Source organism: Stenotrophomonas rhizophila (assembly GCF_000661955.1).
In the GTDB taxonomy this organism is placed as follows: domain Bacteria; phylum Pseudomonadota; class Gammaproteobacteria; order Xanthomonadales; family Xanthomonadaceae; genus Stenotrophomonas; species Stenotrophomonas rhizophila.
On record NZ_CP007597.1, the window covers coordinates 1,740,386 to 1,755,679 of the forward strand.

At 67.3% G+C, this 15,294-nt stretch carries 10 protein-coding genes; 2 read left to right on the plus strand and 8 right to left on the minus strand.

Going from position 1 to position 15,294, the window contains the following annotated elements; translation table 11 throughout:
- Positions 1–196 precede the first annotated feature (196 nt).
- The 5 genes from DX03_RS07415 to DX03_RS07435 all read right to left on the minus strand — a co-directional run bounded on the left by DX03_RS07415 (position 197) and on the right by DX03_RS07435 (position 7,886).
- A complete protein-coding gene (locus DX03_RS07415) occupies positions 197–1,531 on the minus strand; it encodes an amidohydrolase family protein (protein WP_038687611.1) in 1,335 nt (444 codons plus the stop codon).
- 229 nt (positions 1,532–1,760) lie between these two features.
- Positions 1,761–2,954 (minus strand): MFS transporter, encoded by a 1,194-nt coding sequence (locus DX03_RS07420; protein ID WP_038687612.1) that lies wholly within the window; start codon positions 2,952–2,954, stop codon positions 1,761–1,763.
- 142 nt (positions 2,955–3,096) lie between these two features.
- Positions 3,097–5,781 (minus strand): methionine synthase, encoded by a 2,685-nt coding sequence (gene metH / locus DX03_RS07425; protein WP_038687614.1) that lies wholly within the window; start codon positions 5,779–5,781, stop codon positions 3,097–3,099.
- 57 nt (positions 5,782–5,838) lie between these two features.
- Entirely contained in the window at positions 5,839–6,948 is a 1,110-nt protein-coding gene (locus DX03_RS21130) for a homocysteine S-methyltransferase family protein (protein ID WP_051598779.1), read from the minus strand.
- 8 nt (positions 6,949–6,956) lie between these two features.
- Complete coding sequence (locus DX03_RS07435) at positions 6,957–7,886, minus strand: ArsR/SmtB family transcription factor (RefSeq protein ID WP_038687616.1); 930 nt, start codon at positions 7,884–7,886, stop codon at positions 6,957–6,959.
- A 148-nt stretch (positions 7,887–8,034) separates the two neighbouring features.
- Between DX03_RS07435 and DX03_RS07440 the strand changes: the two genes are divergently transcribed.
- Both DX03_RS07440 and DX03_RS07445 read left to right on the plus strand, forming a co-directional pair.
- Positions 8,035–9,183 (plus strand): acyl-CoA dehydrogenase family protein, encoded by a 1,149-nt coding sequence (locus DX03_RS07440; RefSeq protein WP_038687618.1) that lies wholly within the window; start codon positions 8,035–8,037, stop codon positions 9,181–9,183.
- A 106-nt stretch (positions 9,184–9,289) separates the two neighbouring features.
- Positions 9,290–9,583 carry a hypothetical protein gene (locus DX03_RS07445; protein WP_038687620.1) on the plus strand — a complete coding sequence of 98 codons (294 nt, stop codon included), beginning with the start codon at positions 9,290–9,292 and terminating at the stop codon, positions 9,581–9,583.
- 490 nt (positions 9,584–10,073) lie between these two features.
- Here the strand turns inward: DX03_RS07445 and DX03_RS07450 are convergent, their stop codons facing one another.
- The 3 genes from DX03_RS07450 to DX03_RS07460 are packed head-to-tail and all read right to left on the minus strand — an operon-like array spanning position 10,074 to position 15,193.
- On the minus strand, positions 10,074–13,247 hold the full coding sequence (locus tag DX03_RS07450) for a multidrug efflux RND transporter permease subunit (protein WP_038687622.1): 3,174 nt from the start codon (positions 13,245–13,247) through the stop codon (positions 10,074–10,076).
- Between the two features lie 15 nt (positions 13,248–13,262).
- Positions 13,263–14,534, minus strand: a complete 1,272-nt coding sequence (locus DX03_RS07455; RefSeq protein WP_038687624.1) for an efflux RND transporter periplasmic adaptor subunit — start codon at positions 14,532–14,534, stop codon at positions 13,263–13,265.
- Positions 14,534–15,193 carry a TetR/AcrR family transcriptional regulator gene (locus tag DX03_RS07460; RefSeq protein ID WP_038687626.1) on the minus strand — a complete coding sequence of 220 codons (660 nt, stop codon included), beginning with the start codon at positions 15,191–15,193 and terminating at the stop codon, positions 14,534–14,536. The genes DX03_RS07455 and DX03_RS07460 overlap by 1 nt, the downstream gene beginning before the upstream one ends.
- Positions 15,194–15,294 lie beyond the last annotated feature (101 nt).

Consider the following 15,294-nt stretch of genomic DNA (forward strand, 5'->3'; position numbering starts at 1 on the left):
TACCGGTTGCTACGGGGCCCTCACGCTCGCGACCGGTCCGATCAGAGACGCCAGCCGATCCAAACCGCGCCTGCACACCCGGCCACCCGCGTAGCGTCGTGCTGACTCTGCGACGGCCCTCGCAGCAAGACCCTCCCCTTGGTTGGAAGAAGAACTCTCTTTTTTAGGGCGCAAGGCCCATCGTGCCGAGCGGGGGTTACTCCGTGATCGGCCCGGCCACTTCCTGCCCGGCCTGCCAGACCGCGCCGATGCGCTGGGTGTTGGCGATGTCGGTGAGCGGGTCGGCGTCCAGCACCAGCAGGTCGGCGCGCTTGCCGGCGGCGATCCGGCCACGGTCGGCCAGGCCCAGCAGGTCTGCCGCCTGTGACGTGGCCACCTGCAGTGCCTGTGCCGGGCTCAGTCCGGCCTGCACCAGCAGCTGCAACTCGCGGTGCTCGGCAACGCCGATCACCCGGTGCGGCATCGCACCGCCGTCGGTGCCGAAACCCAGCTTGACCCCGGCCGCATGCAGGCGGCGCACGTTGTCCAGGTTGGTCGCCACCGCCGCGCGCGCGGCCGGAATGCCGCTGCCGGCCAGTTGCGCGCGCTGCCATTCCGGCTGCGACCAGCGCGCCAGCACGTCGCGGTGCAGGGCCTGGCGCAGGAACGGCTGGTGCAGCGCCTGCGGGTGTTCGGCATACCAGTAGTTGGCTTCGTCGATGGCCACCGTCGGGATGTACCACGTGCCCTGGTCGCGCATTTTCCTGGCCAGCATCGGATCGACCGCACGGTCACGGATGCCGTGGGCGAGGATGTCGACCCGGGCATCGACCAGGTCGCGGGCCTGGTCAAGGTCGTGGATGTGTGCGGCCACGGTGAGCCCGCGTGCGTGCGCTTCGGCGATGGCGGCGCGGTACACCTCCGGCGTCATCATCGGGCGCTTGCCGCCGAGGTCGTCCACCCACAGCTTGATCAGGTCCACGCCGTCGGCATGCTGGGTGGCGACCGCCGCGCGCGCCTGTTCGGCGGTGCGCGGGCGCGCCACCGGATCGTGGCGCAGACCCATGCTGTCAGCCGGCGGTGCGCCATCGGGCGCGCCGATCCCGCCGCCGGCGCCGTACAGCTGCGCGCCCAGACGGGGATCGGCGTTCACCTCGGTGCGGAGGGCGAAGAAGTCGGCGCCATTCATGCCCAGCGCGGTGACCGTAGTGATGCCATAGCGCTGGAACTGGCGCAGGTCGCGCACCACGTTGTCGCGCGTGTAGAAGCGGTCGCCGTGCTCCAACCCCTGCGTGTTGCCCACATGCGCGTGGTTGCTGACCAATGCAGGCAGCAGCGTCTTGCCGGTGTAATCGACCCGGCGCGCACCGGTGGCGGCAGCGGGCAGGGGCGTGCCGATGTGCACGATGCGGGCGCCGTCGATCAGCACGGGGGTGATGCCGCGGTCGCGCTGGCCATCGAAGACGCGCGCGTTCTCGAACAGGATCGGCTCGGCGGCGGCAGGCAGGGCGACGGCGGCGAGCAGCAGTGCCCACAGGCGGGTCGGTCGCATCGGCGGCTCCAGTCTTGGGGGAGGGGTGAGCCTACCTTATCGGCGTGGTCGGGTTGGCGGGCGCGGGGGTTGCCGGCCAGCGGCCGGCACTACCGGGTTTGGGGTGCGTGGTTGCTGGGCAGCGGGGGCGCGACGGGTTGTCGGTGTGCGTGGTTGCCGGCCAGCGGCCGGCACTACCGGTTGGGTACGTAGTTGCCGCGCAGCGGGCGGCACCACCGCCGCGTCGGGATCATCTGCGCGGGCGGGCGCGGAGCAGGGGCAGGCTGATGGCGAAGAAGCACAGCAGGGCGCCGGCGAGCGCGAAGCCGCTGCCCGCCAGGAAGGCGGTGCGGCCCTGGTCGATGCCCCACAGCTGGCCGGCGATCAGGGCGCCCAGCACGCCGCCCACGCCGGAGGAGAAGCCATACAGCAGGCCCTGGCCGTGGCCGTTGAGGCGGCCGGGGAAATAGGTGGCCAGCATCTGCATCGCGGCCGCGAAGAATGCGGCAAACCCCAGGGCGTGCGCGGTCTGTGCCATCAGCATCACCGGCAGGTTCTCCGGGAACAGCGCGGTGATCGCCCAGCGCACGGTGGAACTGAGCAGGGCAATCAGCAGCATCCAGCTGGCGTCATAGCGGCGGAAGAAGCGGCCGATGGTGAAGAACACGCCCACTTCGAATACCACCCCGACGGTCCACAGCAGCCCCAGCGTGGAGGTGGCATAGCCGTGGTGGTCCATGTAGACCGAGAAGAACGTGTAGTACGGACCAAACGACAGCTGTTCCATGAACGCGGCCAGGAAGAAGGCCAGCACCTGCGGCTTGCGCACGATCTGCCAGAAGCCGGTCGCGTCGCCGTCGCTGCGCTGCAGGTTGCGCGCGTAGTGGTTGGCAAACCCCGAGGCGGTCAGCAGGCCGAACAGCGGCAGCATCAGCCACGGCAGCAGGTGCGCGTTGCCGGCGCCGCCGTGGCCTTCGATGATCCAGCCAAACAGCATCACCACCGCAATGAAACCCAGCGAGCCCCACACCCGGATCAACCCGTAGCGATGGCTGTCGCTGCCCAGGTGGGTCAACGTGATCGATTCGAATTGCGGCATCACCGCGTTGTAGAAGAAGCAGAACGCGACCATCGCCGGGTACAGCCACGGTTGCGGCAGCGGCAGCAGGAACGCGCAGAACGTGAGCAGGGTCAGCACGCAGCCCAAGCGCAGCCAGAAGATCGGGCGCGGCGAGGCGGCGGCGAGCGAGGTCCACGTGGTGGGCGCGACGATGCGGGTGGCGTACCAGATGCCCATCATCACGCTGATCGCGGTGACGCTCATCCCGCGGGAGGTCAGGAACAACGACCAGTACGGGGTGAACGCGCCGAGCGCGGCGTAGTAGACCAGGTAGAACGAAGAGAGGCGGACGACCGGTACGGCGTCGCGGGTGGGGGCGGTCATGCGGGATCTCGATGGGCGCGCACCCATCAACGGTGGGTACCAACCGGTGCATTATGCCGGTGTCACCCGACCGTTGGTCGGGTGAACGACCCACCGATCCGCCACGACGCGGTAGCACCCGACCGTTGGTCGGGTGACACCCTCACTCCGGATCGTAATCCAGGTTCGAGGCCAGCCAGCGCTCGGCCTGCACGCGGTCCACGCCCTTGCGCTTGGCGTAGTCGCTCACCTGCTCGCGCGACACCCGCCCCACCACGAAATACTGGCTCTGCGGATGGCTGAAGTAATAGCCGGATACGGCCGCCGTCGGCAACATCGCAAAGCTCTCGGTGAGCTGCATGTCGGCGTTGCGCTCGGCGTCCAGCAGCCGGAACAGCGTGGCCTTTTCGCTGTGCTCGGGGCAGGCCGGGTAGCCCGGGGCCGGGCGGATGCCGCTGTACTTCTCGGCGATCAACGCTTCGTTGTCCAGATGTTCGTCGGGCTGGTAGCCCCAGTAGTCGGTGCGCACGTGCTGGTGCAGGCGCTCAGCCAGCGCTTCGGCGAAGCGGTCGGCCAGCGCCTTGAGCAGGATGGCGTTGTAGTCGTCGTGGTCGGCCTCGAAACGGGCCACGTGCGCGTCGATGCCGATCCCGGCGGTCACCGCGAACGCGCCGATCCAGTCCTGCTTGCCGCTGTCGGCCGGGGCGATGAAATCGGCCAGACAGAAATCCGGCCGCTCCACCGGCTTGTCGACCTGCTGGCGCAGGAAGTGCAGCACCGCCGGGCCGTCGTCGGTGCGCAGGTGCACGTCGTCGCCGACGCTGTTGGCCGGCCACAGCCCGAACACCGCCTTGGCGGTCAGCCATTTTTCGCTGACGATGCGGTCGAGCATCGCGCGCGCGTCGCGGTACAGCTCGGTGGCCTGCGTGCCCACGATCTCATCGGTGAGGATGGCCGGGTACTTGCCGGCCAGTTCCCAGGCCTGGAAGAACGGCGTCCAGTCGATCACCCCGACCAGGTCGGCCAGGGGGTAGTCGTGCAGCACGTGCAGGCCCGGCTTGCGCGGCGTGGGCGGGGTGTAGGCGGCCCAGTCGCCGCTGAAGCGCTGCGCACGCGCCTTGGCCAGCGTTACCAGGCGCTTGGCGTCGCCGCGGTTGCGGTGGCGCTGGCGGATGTCGGCGTAGTCGGCCTCGTTGGCGGCCACGAAGGCCTCGCGCAGTTCGCTGGAAATCAGCGACTGGGCCACGCCGACCGCACGCGAGGCATCCTTCACCCAGACCGTGGGCGCCTTGTAGTGCGGGTCGATCTTCAGCGCGGTGTGCGCGCGCGAGGTGGTCGCGCCGCCGATCATCAGCGGCATCGTGAAGCCCTGCCGCTCCATTTCGCGGGCGACGTGGCTCATTTCCTCCAGCGACGGCGTGATCAGGCCGGACAGGCCGATGATGTCGGCATTCTCGGCGCGCGCGGCGTCGAGGATCTTCTGCGCCGGCACCATCACGCCCAGGTCGACCACCTCGAAGTTGTTGCAGGCCAGGACCACGCCGACGATGTTCTTGCCGATGTCGTGCACGTCGCCCTTGACCGTGGCCATGATGATCTTGCCGTTGCTCTTGGCGGTGTCGCCGCTGCGTGCCTTCTCCGCTTCGATGTACGGCAGCAGGTAGGCCACCGCCTTCTTCATCACGCGTGCGGATTTGACCACCTGCGGCAGGAACATCTTGCCGGCGCCGAACAGGTCGCCCACGATGTTCATGCCGTCCATCAACGGCCCTTCGATCACGTCCAGCGGGCGGCTGGAACGGGCGCGGGCTTCTTCGGTATCGGCCTCCACCCAGGCGTCCAGGCCGTGCACCAGCGCATGCGCCAGGCGCGCGTCGATCGGCTTCTCGCGCCAGGCCAGGTCTTCGCCCTTGACCTCGCCCTTCTTGCCCTTGTAACGCTCGGCGATCTCCAGCAGGCGCTCGGTGCCGTCGCGGCGACGGTTGAGGATCACGTCCTCCACGCGTTCGCGCAGCTCCGGGTCCAGCTCGTCGTAGATCGGCATGGCGCCGGCGTTGACGATGCCCATGTCCATGCCGGCGGCGATGGCGTGGTACAGGAATACCGCATGGATCGCCTGGCGCACGCTTTCGTTGCCGCGGAAGGAGAACGACACGTTGGAGACGCCGCCGGAGACATGGCAGTGCGGCAGGGTGCGCTTGATGATGCGGGTGGCTTCGATGAAGTCGACCGCGTAGTTGTCGTGTTCCTCGATGCCGGTGGCGACGGCGAAGATGTTCGGATCGAAGATGATGTCCTGCGGCGGGAAGCCCACCTCGTCCACCAGGATCCGGTAGGCGCGGGTGCAGATCTCCACCTTGCGCGCGCAGGTGTCGGCCTGGCCGTCCTCGTCGAAGGCCATCACCACCGCGGCGGCGCCATAGCGCAGTACCTTGCGCGCGTGCTCGATGAACTGCGCCTCGCCTTCCTTGAGCGAGATCGAATTGACCACGCTCTTGCCCTGCAGGCACTTCAGTCCGGCCTCGATCACGCTCCATTTGGAGGAATCGACCATCACCGGGATCCGCGCGATGTCCGGCTCGGACATGATCAGGTTGAGGTAGCGCGTCATCGCCTTTTCGGAATCGATGAGGCCCTCGTCCATGTTCACATCGAGGATCTGCGCGCCGTTGGCCACCTGCTGGCGCGCCACGTCCACCGCCTCTTCGTAGCGCTCCTCCTTGACCAGCTTGCGGAACTGCGCGCTGCCGGTGACGTTGGTGCGTTCGCCGATGTTGACGAACAGCAGGTCCGGCGTGATCACCAGCGGCTCGAGGCCGGACAGGCGGGTGGGGCGGGGAGTCGTCATGGGCGGGCGGGCACGTGCTGGCGGGGGAGGGTCAACGACAACGGGAGGCGGATGCGCTCACGCGGCATCCTCCAGGGCGGGGCCGGGCAGGGCGCGCGGCGGCAGGTCGGCCACCGCCTCGGCGATGGCCCGGATGTGCGCGGGGGTGGTGCCGCAGCAGCCCCCCACCAGGTTGAGCAGGCCGGCGCTGGCGAACTCGCGCAGGGTGCCGGCCATTTCCTCGGGGGTTTCGTCGTACTCGCCGAACGCGTTGGGCAGGCCGGCGTTGGGATGCGCGCTGACCAGGCAGTCGGCCACGATCGACAGGGTTTCCACGTGCGGGCGCATGTCGTCGGCACCCAGCGCGCAGTTCAGCCCGACCGACAGCGGTCGGCTGTGCGCGACCGAGGCATAGAACGCCTCGGCGGTCTGCCCGGACAGGGTGCGCCCGGATGCATCGGTGATGGTGCCGGAGATCATGATCGGCAGGCGCGCGCCCCGGTCGTCGAACGCTTCTTCGATGGCGTACAGGGCGGCCTTGGCATTGAGCGTGTCGAAGATGGTTTCCACCATCAGCGTGTCGGCGCCGCCGTCGATCAGCCCGTCGATGGCTTCGCGGTAGGTCTCGCGCAGCGCGTCGAAGCTGGTGTTGCGGAACCCGGGATCATTCACGTCCGGGCTGATCGAAGCGGTGCGGCTGGTGGGACCCAGCACGCCGATCACGAAGCGCGGCTTGTCCGGGGTGGTCGCGGCGACCGCGTCGCAGCACGCACGGGCGACGGCGGCGCCGGCCTTGTTGAGCTCGTAAACCAGGTGCTCCAGGTGGTAGTCGGCCTGGCTGACCGAGGTGGCATTGAAGGTGTTGGTCTCCACCAGGTCCGCGCCCGCTTCCAGGTAGGCGGTGTGGATGCCGGCGATCACCTCCGGCTTGCTGAGCAGCAGCAGGTCGTTGTTGCCCTTCAGGTCGTGGCCTTCGGGTGCGGCGTGGTCGCAGCCGGCGCCATGGATATGCGCCACGTGGGCGCTGTCGTAGCCGTCGACGAAGCGCGCGCCCCGGTAGTCGTCTTCCTGCAGCCCGTGGCGCTGGATCATCGTGCCCATCGCGCCGTCGATGATCAGGATGCGCCGGGCAAGCGCTTCCTGCAGGGCGTGGACGCGATCGGGGTGCAACCAGGGCAGGGACGACATGGCGGGCCTCAGGGTTTGGTGGCGATCAGCGAGATGACTTCGAAATGCGGCGGGCGCTTCTCGCGGGTCACCGTTTCCAGGTTGGAGACCACCAGCCCGGCCTTCTCGGCGAACTTGCGCAGTTCCTTGTCCGAGAAGCCCAGGTTGACGTGGCCGTACGCATCCACGGCGGCCTTGTGCTCGTGGCGGGCCAGGCTGCACAGCAGCAGGCGCCCGCCCGAGCGCAGCACGCGCGCGCCTTCGGCCACGGCCTGGGCCGGCTTGGCGGCATAGGTGAGGGCATGCATCAGCACCACCAGGTCGAAGCTGCGGTCCTTGAACGGCAGGGCGTGCATGTCGCCTTCGCGCACTTCCACGTTGGCCAGGCGGCGCAGGCGCTCGCTGGCGGCGGCGACCACGCGCGCACTGGTGTCGATGCACACGTAGCGTTTGGCGTGCGGGGCGACCAGCTCGGCCAGCACGCCGTCGCCGGAGGCGATGTCGAGCACGTCGCCGGTTTCCAGCAGCGGCAGCGCGGTGCGCGCCAGCGCCTCCCAGGTGCGGCCGGGCGAGTAATGGCGCTCCATGTCGCCGGCCACGCTGTCGGCCCAGTTCTGGTCTGCGGCGCGGCTGGCCAGCACCGAGGCGACCCGTTCAGCATCCTGGCGCAGCAGCGGGTCGTCGCTGCCGGTGCTGAGCGCATGCCACAATGCCCGCTGCGCGGGGTCCAGCGCGGCGTCGTCGAAGCGGTAGTAGGCCGACACGCCGGCCCGGCGGTCGCGCACCAGGCCGGCTTCCTTGAGCCGGGCCAGGTGGGTGGACACGCGTGGCTGGGCCAGCGTGGTGATGGCCGAGAGCTCGGCCACGGTCAGTTCTTCCTGCTCCAGCAGTGCCAGCAGGCGTACGCGGGTGGCGTCGGCGAACACTTTCAGCCGGATCGACCAGTCCTCAAGATCCATAAATATCTACCTATCGCGATATAGAGATATTTTCGTCCCTGGGCCGGGTGGGGTCAAGTCAGCCGGTATTGCCCGCCCCCCGGTACAATCGCGCCACCTGGACGCGCGTTGCGCGGCCATAAAACAACCATGTTCCCGGGAGGGTGTTGTGGATTTCAGTTTTACCGAAGAGCAGCTGATGCTGCAGGACGTTGCGCGCCGGATCGCGCAGGAAAAGATCGCCCCGAGCGCCGAACATCACGACCGTACCGGCGAATTCCCGCTGGACAACATCCGCCTGCTGGGTGAAAACGGCCTGATGGGCATCGAAGTGCCGGCCGAATACGGCGGCGCGGGCATGGACCCGATTGCCTACGTGCTGGCGATGGTGGAGGTCGCCGCCGGTGACGCTGCGCATTCGACCATCATGTCGGTCAACAACTCGCTGTTCTGCAACGGCATTCTGACCCACGGCAGCGAAGCGCAGAAGCAGAAGTACGTGCGCGCCATCGCCGAGGGTGAGGCCATCGGCGCGTTCGCGCTGACCGAGCCGCAGTCCGGTTCGGACGCCACGGCCATGCGCTGCCGCGCGGTCAAGCAGGCCGACGGTACGTTCGTGATCAACGGCAAGAAGAGCTGGATCACCTCCGGCCCGGTCGCCAAGTACATCGTGCTGTTTGCGATGACCGACCCGGACCAGGGCGCGCGCGGCATCACCGCCTTCATGATCGACACCGACAACGCCGGTTTCCACCGTGGCAAGACCGAGCCGAAGCTCGGCATCCGTGCCTCGGCCACCTGCGAGATCGAGTTCCAGGATTACGTGGCCAGCGCCGACGACGTGCTGGGCAAGGAAGGCGAGGGCTTCAAGATCGCCATGGGCGTGCTCGACGCCGGCCGCATCGGCATCGCCTCGCAGGCCATCGGTATTGCCCGCGCGGCCTATGAAGCGACCTTGGAGTACGTGAAGGACCGCAAGGCCTTCGGTGCGGCCATCGGTACCTTCCAGATGACTCAGGCCAAGATCGCCGACATGAAATGCAAGCTGGATGCAGCCCTGCTGCTGACCCTGCGCGCGGCATGGGTGAAGGGCCAAGGCAAGCGTTTCAGCAATGAAGCGGCCATCGCCAAGCTGACCGCATCCGAAGCGGCAATGTGGATCACCCATCAGGCCGTGCAGATCCACGGCGGCATGGGTTATTCCAAGGAAATGCCGCTGGAGCGGTACTTCCGTGATGCCAAGATCACCGAGATCTACGAGGGCACCTCGGAGATCCAGCGGCTGGTGATCGCGCGCAACGAGACCGGGCTGCGCTGAGAGTGCGGGGCCACGACCATCGGTCGTGGCCCACCCGGTAGGTGCCGCCCGTTGGTCGGCACGCCGATGAGGCAGAATGTGCGCTCGTTTTTTTGCCGGATATCCCATGCTGATTTACCGAGGCGCAGGTTTTCTGACCCTGCTCACCCCCCTCGCCACCTTGCTGTTGCTGATGTGGCTGTGGCCCGACCCTGCCGTTGCCAAGGGCAATACGTCGCTGACGCAGTTGCTGGTCGGATTCGGGAGTGGTGCAGCGATCAATGTGCTGCTGGGTCTGGTGCTCAACCGCGGCCCACGTGCGCCGGGTGAGCGTGCCCGCCATCATTTCTTTTTCGTGCCGATGCAGTGGCCGTCGCTGGTGATCGTGGTTGCCTGCGCGGTGGTGGCGCTGCTGCGCTGAGCGGTAGTGCCGGCCGCTGGCCGGCAACCAGGCGGTGCATGCAGAACAGGGTAGTGCCGGCCGCTGGCCGGCAACCAAGCGGTGCATGCAGAACAGGGTAGTGCCGGCCGCTGGCCGGCAACCAGGCGGTGCATGTAGAACAGGGTAGTGCCGGCCGCTGGCCGGCAACCAAGCGGTGCATGTAGAACAGCGTAGTGCCGGCCGCTGGTCGGCAACCAGGCGGTGCATGTAGAACAGGGTAGTGCCGGCCGCTGGCCGGCAACCAGGCGGTGCATGCAGAACAGGGTAGTGCCGGCCGCTGGCCGGCAACCAGGCGGTCGATGCATGGCACGTATCTGGAGGAGCCGGCCAGCGGCCGGCACTACCGGATCGAGGCATGCATCTGAACATGCGCCCGCCGATGAAAGGCTGTACCACCTGGCAATGCACCGCCCACAAAAAAGCCCCGGCTCGCGCCGGGGCTTTTTCGTTTCAGGGCGTCACCGCCGGATCAACGATCCGGGCGGTGCGTCGCGTTGGCTTCGCTCTGGCGCTCGACAAACTCCTTGGACGGCTCGTCCAGCTTGTCGCCCAGCATGCGGCGGACCACGATGAAGAACACCGGGATCATCAGCAGGCCCAGGAAGGTGGCGAACACCATGCCGCCGATCACGCCCGTACCGATGGCGTGGCGGGCATTGGCGCCCGCACCGGTGGAAATGGCCATCGGCACCACGCCGAGGATGAAGGCGAAGGAGGTCATCAGGATCGGACGGAAACGCAGGCGGGACGCCTCGATGGTGGCCTCGCGCAGGGTCTTGCCGGCTGCACGCTGCTCCACCGCGAACTCCACGATCAGGATGGCGTTCTTGGCCGCCAGGCCGATCACGGTGATCAGGCCGATCTTGAAGTACAGATCGTTGGGCAGGCCGCGAGCCAGCGAGAACGCCAGCGCGCCGAGCACGCCCAACGGCACCACCAGCAGCACCGCAACCGGGATCGACCAGCTTTCATACAGCGCGGCCAGGCAGAGGAACACCACCACGATGGACAGCACCAGCAGCAGCGTGGCGGCGTTGCCGGCCAGGATTTCCTGGTAGCTCATGCCCGACCAGTCGTAGCCGAAGCCGGCCGGCAGGTCGTCGCTGACGATCCGCTCCATCGCCTGCATCGCCTCACCCGAGCTGCGCCCCGGTGCCTGCGAACCGACGATGTTGACCGCCGAGTAGCCGTTGTAGCGGCTCAGCGACGGCGGTGCGGACACCCACTCGGACTTCACCACGGTGCTCAGCGGAATCATCGCCGGGGTGCCGTCCGCGTTGGTCTGCAGGCTGCTGGGCGTGTAGAAGCTGTTGAGCGACTCGGCGCCGGTACGGTACGGGCCGTCGGCCTGCATGGTCACGCGCTTGATGCGGCCTTCGTAGAAGAAGTCGTTGACGTACACCGGGGCCAGCATCAGCTGGATGGTGCTGTACACGTCCGACACCGACAGCCCCATCGTCTGGGCCTGCACGCGGTCCACATGCAACTGCAGCTGCGGCGCGTTTTCCAGGCCGTTGGGACGCACGCCGGTGAGCAGGTCGCTCTCCTCGGCGGCCTTGCCCAGCAGCACGTTGCGCGCCTGTGTCAGCTGTTCATAGCCGGCGCCGCCACGGTCCTGCAGCCACATGTCGAAGCCGCCGAACTGACCCAGACCCTGCACGGTGGGTAGGTTGACCACGAAGATCTGCGCTTCCTTGATGCCGTAGAAAGCACCGTTCATGTTCTGGATGAACTCGGGCACGGTCACCTTGCGGTCGGCCCACGGCTTGAGCCGGATGAAGCCCATACCGACGTTTTCACCAGAGCCGACGAAGCTGAAGCCGGCCACCTGCAGCATGCCTTCGAAGCCTTCCTGGTCCTTGAGCACGCCACGCATCTGCGCGAAGGCCTGGTTGGTCTGCGACTTGGTCGAGCCCGGGGGCAGCTGCACGATCGCCAGCGCATAGCCCTGGTCTTCCTCGGGCAGGAAGCTGCCCGGCATGCGGGTGAACAGGAAGCCGCACAGCACGGTGAGCACCACGAACAGGATCATCCAGCGCGGCGCATGGCGCACCGCCGAGGTGATGTGGCCCACGTAGGTGCCACTGATCTTGTCGTAGTACTTGTTGAAGGTGCGGTAGACGACGTTGGGCTTGTCGGAGTGGGTCGGCTTGAGGAAGGTCGCGCACAGGGCCGGGGTGAAGCCCAGCGCCAGGAACGCGGAGAAGCCCATCGCGATGGCGATGGTCAGCGCGAACTGCTTGTAGATTTCACCGGCCGCACCGCCCTGCAGCGCCGACGGAATGAACACTGCCGCCAGCACCACGGTGATGGCCACCACCGCGCCGGTGATCTGGGTCATGGCCTTCTGGGTGGCGGCCTTGGGCGGCAGCTTCTCCTCGGTCATGATGCGTTCGACGTTCTCGATCACCACGATCGCGTCATCGACCACGATGCCGATCGCCAGCACCATCGCAAACAGGGTCAGCTGGTTGATGGTGAAGCCGATGACGCTCATGCCCAGGAAGGTACCGAGCAGGGCCACCGGGATGACCAGCGTGGGGATCAGGGTGGCGCGGAAGTTCTGCAGGAAGATCAGCATCACCAGGAACACCAGCACGACCGCTTCGATCAGCGTCTTGACCACTTCTTCGATCGAGATCTTGACGAAGGTGGTGCTGTCGTACGGCGAGAACCAGCTGACACCGGCCGGGAAGCTCGGCGACAGTTCGTCCATCTTGGCGGTGACCGCGTTGGCCACGTTCAGGGCGTTGGCGCCCGGCAGCAGCTGGATCGCGAAGGCACCGGTCGGTTTGCCGTTGTACTGGGTATCAAAGCCGTAGTTGTTGGCACCGAAGGCAATCCGGGCGATGTCCTTGAGCATCACGCGCGAGCCATCTGCATTGGCGCGCAGGATGATCTGCTCGAACTGCTCGGGCGAGCTGAAGCGGCCTTCGGCCGAGACCGTGGCGGTGAAGTAGTGGCCCTGCGGGGACGGATCCGAGCCCAGCGAACCGGCGGCGAACTGCACGTTCTGGGCCTTGATCGCCGCCAGCACCTGGCTGGCCGACAGGCCGTAGCCCTGCATCTTTTCCGGGTTGAGCCAGATGTTCATGGCGTACTCGGAACCGAACTGCTGGGTGCTGCCGACGCCGGGGATGCGCGAGATCTGGTCGAGCACGCGCGAACCGACGATGTCGTTGAGGGCGTCACGGTCGATCGAGGCGGTGTCGGACTGCAGCGCCACCACCATCAGGAAGCCGGCGTTGGCCTTGGCCACCACCACGCCCTGCTGGGTCACTTCGGTGGGCAGGCGCGGGGTGGCCAGCGACACCTTGTTCTGCACCTGGACCTGGGCGATGTCCGGATCGGTACCGGTCTCGAAGGTCAGGGTGATCGAGGCGCGGCCGTTGGAGGCCGACGACGAACTGAAATACAGCAGGTGATCGATACCGGTCAGCTGCTGCTCGATCACCTGGGTGACCGACTTTTCGGTGGTGTCGGCGCTGGCGCCGGGGTAGGTGGCGCTCACCGTCACCTGGGGAGGTGCGATGCTCGGGTAGGACTCCACGCCCAGACCCAGGATCGAGATCACGCCTGAAAGCGAGATCAGGATCGCGACCACCCAGGCGAATACCGGGTGTTCAATGAAAAATTTAGGCATGACGGAGGGTTCCCGTTATTGCTTGTTCGGTTCGGCAGCCGGAGCGGCGTCGGACGTTTTGGCGGCGGCGTCTGCCGGGGCAGCGGCATCGGGCTTGGCGGCGGCCGGTGCGGCACCGGCCGGCGCAGCACCCGCAGGCGCCTTGCCATTGGCAGCAGCAGCGTCCGGGTTCCACGGGGTGGCCTTGGCCGGGGCGCCTTCCTTGACCTTCTGCACGCCGGCCACGATCACCTGGTCGCCAGCTTCGAGACCGCCGCTGACCAGCCAGTTGGTGCCCTGCTGGCCTTCGCTCTTGACGTTCTTGCGCGCCACCTTGCCGTCCTTGCCGACCACCAGCACGTAGCCGCCGGTGGTATCGCGCTGCAGCGCCTGCAACGGCACCAGGTAGGCGTTGTTGCGCTCACCCAGGGTGGCCTGGAAGCTCACGAAGGCACCCGGCAGCAGGATCTGCTGCGGGTTGGGCAGCACTGCGCGCAGCGACACCGCACCGGTGGTGGGGTCCACGGTGGTCGAGGAGAAGTCCAGCGTGCCCGGCTGGTCATAGACCGTGCCGTCGGACAGCTTGACCTGCACGGTGGACTTGCCGTCCCCGCTCAGCGCCAGCTGGCCCTTGGCCTGCGCGGCGCGCATCTGGGTCAGCTCGTCCACGCTCATCGAGAAGTTCACATACAGCGGGTCCAGCTGGTCCACGGTGGTCAGCAGGGTCACATCCCCCTGGCCCACCAGTGCACCTTCGGTGACCTGCTGCTTGCCGGCGCGGCCACTGATCGGCGCGGTCACCTCGGCATAGCCCAGGTTGATCTTCGCGCTGGTCAAGGCGGCCTGGGCCTGCTGCACGGCGGCAGCGGCGGTACGCTCGGTGGCTTCGGCCGCGTCCAGGTCGGACTTGGACACATACTTCTGCGGGGCCAGCGAACGGGCGCGGTTGGCCGCGGCCTTGGCATTGGCGTAGGTCGCCTGGGCCGAGGCCAGTTCGGCCTGCGAGGCGTTCAAGGACGCGCGCAGCGGGGCCGGGTCGATCAGGAACAGGACCTGGCCCTGCTTGACGTCGGCACCTTCCTGGTAGACACGCTTGAGCAGCACGCCGGGCACGCGGGCGCGCACATCGGCGCTGCGGTACGGCGACAGGCGGCCGACCAGCTCACGCTGCAACGGCAGGGTCTGCGGCTTGGCATCGATCACGCCCACTTCCGGCGGCGGGGGCGTCTGCTGCTCTGGCTTCTTGCAAGCGGTCAGTGCAACAGCAACTGCGCAGGTCAGGGCAAGGCTGCGGAGTGGGGCGATCATCAGGAAAAACTCCGGTGTTGGTTTGAATGCAATGCCGCGGCGGTTTCCGGCGTGGCAAACGCGCGCAGGAAGCTGTCAACGGAGAATTCGGCCCAGCGGCGGCGCTCGGTGGCGTCGGCGCGATGGGGGGTATGGAAGCGTTGTTTCTCGAAATCCACGCCGGCGATCATGCTCAATAGCAGTTCGGCCATGAAGTGCGGGTCGTCATGCCTGAGCTGGCCCTGCGCACTGCGCACGGCAAGCCATTCAGCCACGTGAAGAACCAGCGCGCCGGCGCCGTCCCGGTAGAGCGCACGCGCCTCCTGGGGGAACTGGGCGGTATCGGTCGCGATCAGCCGGCGCGCCTGCATCACGTGGGGCTGGTTGCAGTGCTCCAGGTAGTCGGTGGCAAAGCGCAGCAGGCTGCCGCGCAGGTCGCCCTGGTCCAGGCTGTGCAAGCCGGCGGTGGCGCGGCTGACGTGGCGCTGCATCACCCGGCGCAGCAGTTCCTGCTTGCTGCCGTAGCGGCTGTAGAGGGTCTGCTTGGAACACCCGGCCTGCTGGGCCACCGCATCCATGCTGATCTGCATGCCCTGGGTGGCGAACAGGTCGCGCACGGCATCGAACACGCGCTGGTCGCGCGCATCCAGGGTGCTGGCGGCGGGGTGGGGGGGATTCACGCGGTGGACTATACCGTCCAGTTCAGAATTGGAGAAGCCTTGTGTTTGCGCCGGATTTGATACCCATCGTCAAGTTGCCACGGAAGTGGCCGATGCTTGGC

Coding starts and splice junctions, on each gene's coding strand:
- DX03_RS07415 (WP_038687611.1), bottom strand. CDS start 1,531: ATGCGACCGACCCGCCTGTGGGCACTGCTGCTCGCCGCCGTCGCCCTG.
- DX03_RS07445 (WP_038687620.1), top strand. CDS start 9,290: ATGCTGATTTACCGAGGCGCAGGTTTTCTGACCCTGCTCACCCCCCTC.
- DX03_RS21130 (WP_051598779.1), bottom strand. CDS start 6,948: ATGTCGTCCCTGCCCTGGTTGCACCCCGATCGCGTCCACGCCCTGCAG.
- metH (WP_038687614.1), bottom strand. CDS start 5,781: ATGACGACTCCCCGCCCCACCCGCCTGTCCGGCCTCGAGCCGCTGGTG.
- DX03_RS07455 (WP_038687624.1), bottom strand. CDS start 14,534: ATGATCGCCCCACTCCGCAGCCTTGCCCTGACCTGCGCAGTTGCTGTT.
- DX03_RS07435 (WP_038687616.1), bottom strand. CDS start 7,886: ATGGATCTTGAGGACTGGTCGATCCGGCTGAAAGTGTTCGCCGACGCC.
- DX03_RS07420 (WP_038687612.1), bottom strand. CDS start 2,954: ATGACCGCCCCCACCCGCGACGCCGTACCGGTCGTCCGCCTCTCTTCG.
- DX03_RS07450 (WP_038687622.1), bottom strand. CDS start 13,247: ATGCCTAAATTTTTCATTGAACACCCGGTATTCGCCTGGGTGGTCGCG.